General features: G+C 64.8%; 8 protein-coding genes. 6 read left to right on the top strand and 2 right to left on the bottom strand.

What is annotated here, in order from left to right; genetic code table 11:
• Positions 1 to 232: hypothetical protein (locus VGG51_06505; GenBank protein ID HEY1882674.1), on the bottom strand; the 232-nt coding region annotated here is incomplete at its 3' end.
• A 127-nt stretch (positions 233 to 359) separates the two neighbouring features.
• Between VGG51_06505 and VGG51_06500 the strand changes: the two genes are divergently transcribed.
• The 5 genes from VGG51_06500 (at position 360) to VGG51_06480 (ending at position 7,688) form a co-directional block, all read left to right on the top strand.
• A complete protein-coding gene (locus VGG51_06500) occupies positions 360 to 2,474 on the top strand; it encodes a family 1 glycosylhydrolase (GenBank protein HEY1882673.1) in 2,115 nt (704 codons plus the stop codon).
• Positions 2,475 to 2,562: 88 nt separating this feature from the next.
• Positions 2,563 to 3,000: a hypothetical protein gene (locus VGG51_06495; GenBank protein HEY1882672.1), complete on the top strand. Its 438-nt coding sequence runs from the start codon at positions 2,563 to 2,565 to the stop codon at positions 2,998 to 3,000.
• Positions 3,001 to 3,075: 75 nt separating this feature from the next.
• Entirely contained in the window at positions 3,076 to 3,300 is a 225-nt protein-coding gene (locus VGG51_06490) for a hypothetical protein (GenBank protein HEY1882671.1), read from the top strand.
• 23 nt (positions 3,301 to 3,323) lie between these two features.
• On the top strand, positions 3,324 to 6,815 hold the full coding sequence (locus VGG51_06485; protein HEY1882670.1) for an AAA family ATPase: 3,492 nt from the start codon (positions 3,324 to 3,326) through the stop codon (positions 6,813 to 6,815).
• Positions 6,816 to 6,965: 150 nt separating this feature from the next.
• Positions 6,966 to 7,688: a hypothetical protein gene (locus tag VGG51_06480; GenBank protein HEY1882669.1), complete on the top strand. Its 723-nt coding sequence runs from the start codon at positions 6,966 to 6,968 to the stop codon at positions 7,686 to 7,688.
• A gap of 12 nt (positions 7,689 to 7,700) precedes the next feature.
• Here the strand turns inward: VGG51_06480 and VGG51_06475 are convergent, their stop codons facing one another.
• Positions 7,701 to 8,462 carry an IPT/TIG domain-containing protein gene (locus VGG51_06475; GenBank protein ID HEY1882668.1) on the bottom strand — a complete coding sequence of 254 codons (762 nt, stop codon included), beginning with the start codon at positions 8,460 to 8,462 and terminating at the stop codon, positions 7,701 to 7,703.
• A gap of 38 nt (positions 8,463 to 8,500) precedes the next feature.
• Between VGG51_06475 and VGG51_06470 the strand changes: the two genes are divergently transcribed.
• Complete coding sequence (locus VGG51_06470; protein HEY1882667.1) at positions 8,501 to 9,013, top strand: hypothetical protein; 513 nt, start codon at positions 8,501 to 8,503, stop codon at positions 9,011 to 9,013.
• Positions 9,014 to 9,112: the final 99 nt, after the last annotated feature.

Here is a 9,112-nt window from a genome sequence, read left to right as displayed (position 1 = left end):
CGTTGCCGGTATCGCCGGAGAGCTGGAAGACGAGCGTATTGGGATGCTGCGGATAGTGTTTAAGGAACGTCGATCCCTTCACGACGTCGGAGAGCTTCATGCGATACGGCGGCTGGTTCCATGGCTTGGGAAGCGGGCGGCGATGCTGATTGCGATACGCCGTTGATTCTTTCTGCTTGAGCACGAGCTCGTCGCCCGGCGACGGGCGCGCTCGACCGAAAACGCGTGACATGAATGCACCTTTCTTCTTTGCGCTCGGCTTTGAGTGGCGTGGGCGGCACTCCTTCGTCAAACGAGCCAGGCCGCCTTAAAGGCACTTGAAGTAGGGATGCTGACGGTGTGGCGCGCATGAGGCGCTGGTGGCGAGCCAACTTCGATTCGGCGTAGCGACGGCCGACCATCAGTGCGAGGCCTACGACGGACACGACGACATTCGTGACGTTTGGGAGCGCGTGCGCGGCCTCGTTGGGCGTGGGAAAGCGACCGATTTTTGGAACCGCTATCGCGAGGATATCGAGCTCGCGCGCGGCATGGGCTGCACCATCTTTCGGCTCTCACTCTCGTGGGCGCGGCTCGAGCCCGACCCAGGCGCCTGGGACGACGCGGCCTTCGCGCACTATCGTGACGTGCTGCAGACGATCCGTGAGAGCGGGATGTCCGCGATGGTCACGCTCGTGCACAACACGTGGCCGCTTCACGTGCAGGCCGCGGGCGACGGTGCGGGGCCACTCGACGCGGGCTTTCCCGACCGCGTTGCCGCGTTCGCCGGCGAAGTAGCCCGGCGCCTGGGCGATGGCATCGAGTATTACGTGACGCTCAATGAACCCGATCAGCTCGTCTACGGGTGGATCAAGGGCTTTTGGATGCGGGCCTACCCCATGCCCCCGGGGCAGCCTCCGTACCAGAGCGGCGACGCGCAGATGGACGACGTGCTCACCGTTATCCCGAATTTGTTTCGAGCGCACGCCAGGGCTCGCGATGCGATTAAGCGCGCCCAGCCCGACGCGCGCGTCGGCACCAACCCGCTCGTTCTCGGCCTCCCGCGGTGGCTCCAGCGTTTGATCGATCGCAACGCTACACACCTGCAGTCACCGCAGGCGGCGAAGCGTCAGGTAGCCCGATTTGCTACGGCTGCAATGGTGGAGGACGGTCGCGTCGACTGCTCGATCGCCCAACTTACGCTGACGCTCGAGCGCGGCGAGCACGCTTTTTTTTCGGAGCCCTACTATCGCACGTATTTTGCCGTGCTCCACCCCAGCGGCTCGGCGGCGCCGGCAAGCGTGGACTGGCGAGGGCGCGTTATGGTCGTCGCGCAGACTCTTCCGGCGATTAAAGTCGGCGGCCCCTTTCCGGCTGCGACGGTCACGTACGCAACTACGATATCCGAGGCGGTCGAAGCCTTGCGGCAGGGCCAGGTCGACGCGGTCTTCGACGACGAGGCGATGCTGCGGCAGTATAGCGGCAGCACGCTTACATTAGCGCGACTCGAGGGGCCGCCGCAGTATTTCGCGGTCGCAATGGCGCTCGGCAGCCGGACGCTGCTCAACATCGCTGACCATGCGATCCGCGAGCTGCGGCGCGGGCACTCCGAGATTCCTAACGCCTTCAATCGCAAGACGGTCGCGAACATCGGACGGAAAGACGAAGCGCGGGGCGATGCGAACCGCCCTGTTCCCGATATGGACCGGGCGATCGCGCGCATCCGCAAGAGGGGCGTTTTACGCGTGGGCATACAGCCCGGCGTCACTGGATTGTGCACGCTCGATGGCGACCGGTACGAAGGGTTGGAGCCCTCCGTCGCACGGAAAATGGCCCTACTGATCTTCGGCGATGGCGAGCGCGTGAAGTTCGTTCCGCTTCGCGGCGAACACCGCCTCAATGCGACCCGATCCTCGTGGCTGCATGCACTATTCTCGTTGCGTAAGGGGCTGGCGATCTTCACGACTCTGCTCGGTACGAACTGGTGGAATTTAGGGCTGGCGGGAAAACTGCCCAGCTTCCTCTGTCCGCGAGAGTGCGTCGGTTCCCTTGACTACGTCGGTCTCGATTATTACTGGGGCGTGCCGTCGTTTTGGCCGTCGCAGTTGCATCGTCTGAGCAGCGCCTCAGACTTCGATTATGCAAACGCGCCTGCTTGGCCCGACGCACTCGACCTCATCATCGCCGAAGCGGAGCGTGACTTTCCCGGCAAGCCGATCGTCATCGTCGAGAACGGCTGCGTGGCGCGCGTGCCGGGATTCTCGCGGGCCGATTATCTCGTGGCACACGTCAAGCAGGTCCGCAAGGCCGTCGCACGCGGCGCGCCGGTCGACGCCTACCTGTGCTGGAGCATCACCTCGAACCGGGAGTGGGGCCTGACCTTCGACGACGGCAGCGATTTCGGGCTCTACCACGTCGATCTCGACCACGATCCCGGCCTCAAACGCCTGCCGACGGACTCGAGCCGCACCTATGCCACGCTGATCGCGCAGTAGCCGGACGTCTGCGGACGCACCCGCTGTTACCCTCCATTCATACAACTGCCACCGCCGCACCCGCGGCACATTAGAATGGAGAAAACCCGTGCTCAGCAAATCGCTCATCGCTCTTACCGCTTCGGCGATCCTCGGAAGCACCGCCATGGGGCTCGCACGCCCCGTTGCACCGCCCCGCGTCTTCGGACCGGCCCAAACGTTCGTTCAACCCGACCACAAGAAAAAGACGGCCATCAAAGCCGGCATCGTGAACTCGAGCGGATCGATCGTCTCCGGCACCGGATACGCGGTCAGTCACGACGGCACCGGCGAATACACGCTCTCCGTCCCGGCCGGCTTCTTTGACAACTGCCCCGCGATCGTCGTAACGACGTCCGGTCTCAACGGGCACCTCGCCATTCCCAACGTATACGACTACATTACGTGCGGCAACAACGGCGCGGTCAAGGCGCAGATCCGTCTGTACGAGCGCAGCGGCGGCTCGCTGCAAGATAACGCGTTCCACTTCGCCATGATCGACACGTAATCGACGATCGCTCACCGCAGGGCTCGCTTCATCCGGCGGGCCCTTTAATTTCTCTATAACGATCGGAGGAGCAGCGTGCGCATCGACCCGGAGACTGAGCGTGAAGACCATCGCTTCGTGTTGCGCTTCTGGCGCGAACCATCGGCATCCGAGAGCGGGTGGCGGGGAAGCGTCTACGAGGTATCGAGCGCGCTCGGAATCGCCTCGGGGAAGCTGCGCGACTTATGGGATTTCATCGCCTTGCGCCTGGGAAACGCTGCGCAAACGCAGCTTCCCCGGGAAACGCGAGACGACGAATAGAAGTCGCCCCGACGAGCAAGACTGTGCAGTCGACGCAACGCCGGACGCTCGAAGTTCGGCTGTTGGGGCAAGTGGCGATCACGGTCGACGGCGAGCCGTTTCGACTAGCGACGCCGCGCAAGACGCTGCAGCTTCTGGCCTACCTCGTCATGCACCGCACGGCGGCCGTCTCGCGCGACTACGCGGCGTTTCTGATTTGGCCCGACGAGGAGGAAGGGGTCGCGCGATCCCGCCTACGCTCGACGATCAGCGATCTTCTGCGCGTCTTGCCGCAGCCGGGAAGCGATTTCGTCGGCACCAACGCCGAAGAGGTGTGGTGGAACGCAGAGGTCGACCTATGGCTCGACGTCGACGCCTTCACTGCGGCGGCAAACGACCCGCGGCGTCTCGAGGAGGCCGTCGCGCTCTATCGCGGTGATCTGCTGCCGGAGCTGTACGACGAGTGGCTATACGGTTTTCGCGAGCGTTTCCGCAACGTCTATCTCACCACGCTTACGCAGCTCGTTTCGGCGTTACGCAAAAGCGGCGACCTCGCACGCGCAATCGAGGTCGCGCGGAAAATCCTCGAGGCCGACCCCTGGCGTGAGGATATCGTTCGGCGAATCATTGCCTTACGCTACGAGTCGGGCGACGCCGCGGGCGCGATTAGCGAGTACCGTGCATTCGGATCGCGGCTGCGCGAAGAGATGGGCGTCGACCCGATGCCCGAGACGGTCGCACTGGCGGAGCGCGTCGTGCAGGGAGACATCGCCGGCGAGGACGGCGGCGAAGCGCACGCCGCGGCGCGCGCGCCGGATCGCCATCGTCTGCTGCCGTTCGTCGGGCGCGAACGTGAGATCGAACGCCTCAACGAGGCCTGGAGCCGCGCGAAAATGCAGCGCGGCGGCATCGTTTTCATCGGCGGCGAGCCGGGCATCGGCAAATCCCGACTGGTGCGCGAGTTCATGGCAACGGTCGAAGAGTCGGGGGGCCGCGCGCTCTACGGCGCCACGGGCTTCCCCGAGGCATTTCCCTACCAGTGCTTGGTCGACGCGTTGCGCGAGCAGCTCCCGCTCGTCGCGGCCACCGACATCGGTCCGACGTGGTTCTCGGCCCTGGCGAGCGTACTGCCCGAGCTCGCACTACGAGTCGGGCCGCTTCCGGAGCTTCCGACGATCCGTTTCGGCGATCAGCGGCGGCGCCTTTTCGAGGGGCTTGGGCGGGCCTTCGCCGCGCTCGCACGGCCGCGGCCGCTGCTCGTCGTGCTCGAAGATCTCCACTGGGCGAATCAGATCACCTTCGACGCGCTCGCGTTTTTGCTGCAGCGCCTCTCGGGCGCGCGCATCCTGTTGCTCGCGACGTTTCGCGACAACGAGGCGCTCGCGCGCCATCCGCTGAGGCGCCTCGCGCGCGAGGCCACGCTCGAAGGAAGCGCGGTTTCACTCTCGATATCGCCGTTTGACGGCGAGGTCGTCGAGCGAATCGTCCGGATTTCGGGGACTCCGTGGGGCGAGCGCGTCGCGGCGTTTGCGGCGACGCTGCACCGGCGCTCGAACGGCAATCCGCTCTTTCTCACGCAACTGCTCGAGGCGCCGTCGGCGGAGGAAGCCGTGCCGGCAACCGTCGCATCCCTGGTCGAGTCGCGCGTCGGCGCGCTCTCCGCGCAAACGCAGACCGTCGCAGAGGTGGCGGCGCTAGCCGGCCAGCGTTTCTCCGCCGAACTCGTGCGGGACGTTACCGGCTACGGAGATGCAATCGTGGAGCGCGCCCTCGACGAACTGCTCGATCGCCGCCTCGTACAGGAAACGGCTGGACGCGGCATGCTGCCGTATGCGTTCGGCCACCAGCTCGTGCAAGAGGCGATCGCCGCGATGGCTGAACCGGCGCGTCTGCGCGAGCGAAGCCGGCGTCTGGCGCGGGCGCTGCGTGAGCTGTATCCCGAACGGAATCGTGAGTTTGCGTCGCAGATCGCAGGGCTGCTCGAAGCAGCGGAGTCGTTCGACGAAGCGGCGGCCGAATACGCGGTTGCGGCGGCGTACGCGCTCGATCTCGGCGCGCCGGAAGATGCGCGACGGCAGGTCGATCGCGGACTCGGCCTCGCGAGCGATCGCGCGACGCTCGCAAAATTGTGGCTGGAGCGACAGCGCATCGACGAACGCGCGAGCAACGTGGCCGAAGAACGTGCCGACCTCGAGGCGCTGACGGCAATCGCCGAGCAGTTTGACGATGAAGAGCTCCGCTGCCGGGTACTGTTTCGGCGATCGCGGCTGGCGTTCAACGATTACACCGGTCGGGACGAGGTGTACGAGCCGCTCGCCGCGCTGCGCCGGCGCGCAGCGCGCAGCGGCAGCGTTCGCTGGCAGGCTGAAGCGGATCTTCTCGAGAGTATGTTTTATCCGCTCGGACTTCCAGCCAGCCAAGGCGTGGCGCTCGCCCAACGCGCGCTCGACGGCTACCGAAAGAGCGGCGATACTACCGGCGTTGCTAAGGCGCTCGCGGAGATGGTGCATCTGACGCTGATCTGCGGCAACGCCGAAGAGGCACAGCGCATCGGGCTCGAGGCCCTCGAGATGGCCGAACAGCTTGGAGACTATGCGATTTGCGAACGCGCGATTTCCCAGCTGCACGCCAACGCGATGGATCTTCTCGATCTCGAGGCCGCGACGAAGTGGGCCGAGCGCTGGGTCGGCCTTACGGTGCAGGCCGGCGATCGCCGTTGCGAGGCCGATGCACTTGGGCAGAGCACGTGGCCGCTTCAGTGGCAGCCGAACTTTCTCGAGGCGCTGCCGATCATGGAGCGCGCGGCGCAGATCTGTGAAGAGTGCGGGTTAATGCCGGCACTGATGGTCGTGGAGATGAACGCCGCCGAGTTCTACGTGAAGCTCGGCGCGTTCGAGATCGCAATTTCAAAGATCGAGCGGGCGGCCCGCGCCTACGCGGGCGTCGCGCCGGTTTTTACCGAGAAAGCGCGCAGCAATCTCATCATCCCGTTCACGCACAGCGGCCGCGCCGCCGAAGCGGTGACGTTAGGGCGCGAAGGCCTCAGCGCGACGCAGCAGTCGGAGAACGTGTTCGGGCACGAGGAGCGTTTGGGCAATCTCGCCGAGGCGGAGTACGTGACCGGCGATCTGCGCGCCGCAATCGAGCGTCTCGAAGGCGCCGCGAAACTCCGGCAAGCGACGTCGCCCGCGCAAGCGGCAGCGCGATACGGGGCCCTCTTGGCGGCGTTCTACGCGCAGAGCGGCGATTTCGTTTCGGCGCGCGCGCATGCGATGACGGTTCCGACGATCGAGCCCGGACGTTCGGTGGGGCTGTTGTGGCCGCAACGCTCGGCATGGTGCGCAGCGTTTGCATACCACGCGTGCGGAGAAGGGGCCGCCGCGCGCGACTGGCTCGGTCGCGCGTATGCGCTCTACGAGGAGCACCTGCCGCATCTCGACGACGAGCAGCGCAATGTCTTCGCGGGGTTATCGTGGCATCGAGCGATGCGTGCCGCAAAAGCCGGCAGCTGGCCGTCGGAAGTTTGGCCGGTTTAAGATCCAAATCCACGGCCCCACTGCGGGCTACGCCGATGACGGCAGCCCGCGCGCAAGAATGTGGTCAACTGACCACATCTTTGTGGTCGGTGGAGCTCGGCCGGCGCGAGTTGAGCAGGAGGCGGAGCCTCCAGCGGCTTACCAATTGCCGTGATGCGCTACGTCTTTGGCGCCGGTTTCGCGTTGGCGATCTTCGCTTCGGCGGCGGTCGTGCGGGCCGATACGCCGCCGCTACGGCACCTCGTCTATTCCTTCACCTACGAGGTGCGGCAGCATGGCGACGTGTCGAACGATCCCGGTTCGTCCGGAGCGCGCACCTACAACGGGAGACTCGACGATCAGGGGACGATGACGGTCGACGTGCTGCGCGAGGCGCAGGATCGCGGGCTCGTCGTTGTGGTCAGCGAGCAGGGGCAGGGCTCGCGCCGCGCCGACCCGGCCACCTGCGCCGTCTACGGAAATACGACGGTAGTCTGCGAACCGAAGAAAATCGTCAACGCCGAAGAGCTGACGCTTCTGCGGTTTCTCGGTGCGAATTTCTTCGATCCCAATGGGCTCGACGACAAGCAGAGCTGGTCGGTTTCCGATAAAAAAGGCGGAACGACGATGACGGCAACGTACACCGTCACGAGCAATAACAACGGGGTAATGAAGATCAGCGAGACGCGGCACGTCGATAGCACGGCGCAGGGTTCGATCACGGTCGATACGCAAACTAAGATCGACTACGATTTCAACCGGCTGCTGCCGACGGCGATCGACGAGTACGCCACCGAAGACCAGCATAGCGGCGTCATCGGCGTTTCGCAGAGCACCTATCAGACGACGTATACACTGCTGACCGATTCGATGGCCAAAAAGGCCGGCCCCTAACTCCTTTCGGAACTATCGCGCGCCGTAGGTGAACGGGCCGCCGTTCGCGTTGCCGGCGCTCGTCGCTACCGTCACGGTTGCCGGCCCGAGCCCGCCAGGCGGCGTCGTTACCAAGATCTCGACGTCGGAGTTGACGCGGACGGCCGGTGCCGCGATCCCGCCAAACGTAACGCCGGTCGTCCCCGAAAGGCCGCTGCCGCTGATCGTTACCTCATCGCCGCCTAAAATGTGACCGGATGCCGGCTTGATGCCCGTGACGGCCGGCGGCGCCGCGGCTGCTCCGGCGCCTCCCGACGGCGTCAGGATGACGTCGGAGACGCGTTTGATGAGTTCGCGGAAGACGGCTTCGCGATAGCCAACGACAAACGCAATTAGGTAGTAGAGCAGATTCGTTGGAGCGGTAACGGCCTGCGTGGGACTCGCGCCGCCCGGCGGACCCGGCACAGAGCCAACCGCTAAAATTCCGGCTTGAAATGTCAGCCAGGCGATAATCGCGAGACTGATGCCGATCAGCGGCCGCGTGAAGTGCCAGAGCGCCCAGGTCGGATCCCAGTCGTTGCGATGATCGAAGACGCCCGAAAGCGAGATAATCACCGCACCGAGCGCGCCGAACCACGGCACCCCCACCGGAAGCGAACCGAACGACGCCGGCAGGCTGACGTGCAGCGCCGGCCCCAACGGCGGAAAATACAGCAGCGCCAGCGCGAAGAGCACCAGCAGGTAAAATATCTCGACGCATGCGACGAAGGCGCGCCGCTCGTAACGTGCCGTCATAGTGGGCGTTTGGACGAAACGCAACGAATCACCTCGACGTGAATCCTGAAGTGCCGCGAGCGCGCATCGCCGATATCATTCGCGCCAGCGGCAAGATGGGCGCCGATCAGGCCGGCGCCTCACCAGAGCAGCTCGCCGCGCTCTCAGCAGCGCTCGGCGGCGCTTCCGCGGCGACGATTCAAGTCTCCGAAGCGCTCTCCGACGAACTCGCGAAGCGCTTTCCGAAATTCGCGTCGAGCAGCTCGGTCGAGCGCGACTTCGCTATCCCTTACGAGACGGCCGGCCGGGCGTTGATTCTCGCCCTGCAAGCGTGCGGAATCAATCTCACTGCGGCCTTCGATACGGAGAGCGGCGCGGCGCTGGAAGTCAAAAAGCCGATGGCACTGCTCGCGCCGGCATTTACGCTGACGATTACCCTAGCAGACCGTGGCAACGTTACGCACGTGAGCGGCCAGGCGGAGCACACGGGACTCGACTGGGGTCAGAACGCAAAACTGCTGAACCAACTCTTCGACGCAACCAACGAGTACGTGGCGCGCTTCAAAGCGTAGTCCGCTGGTTTACGACAGTCTCTGAATGAAGCTAATCGCGCCGACGCCAAGGGCCGTTACCCCGTTGATCGCAAACGGATAGTTATTCGCAGTCGCGGC

This window comes from Candidatus Cybelea sp., assembly GCA_036489315.1.
Taxonomy (GTDB): Bacteria; Vulcanimicrobiota; Vulcanimicrobiia; order Vulcanimicrobiales; family Vulcanimicrobiaceae; genus Cybelea.
The sequence above is the reverse complement of the archived record's forward strand: the minus strand, read 5'-3'. Positions and strand labels throughout refer to the sequence as shown.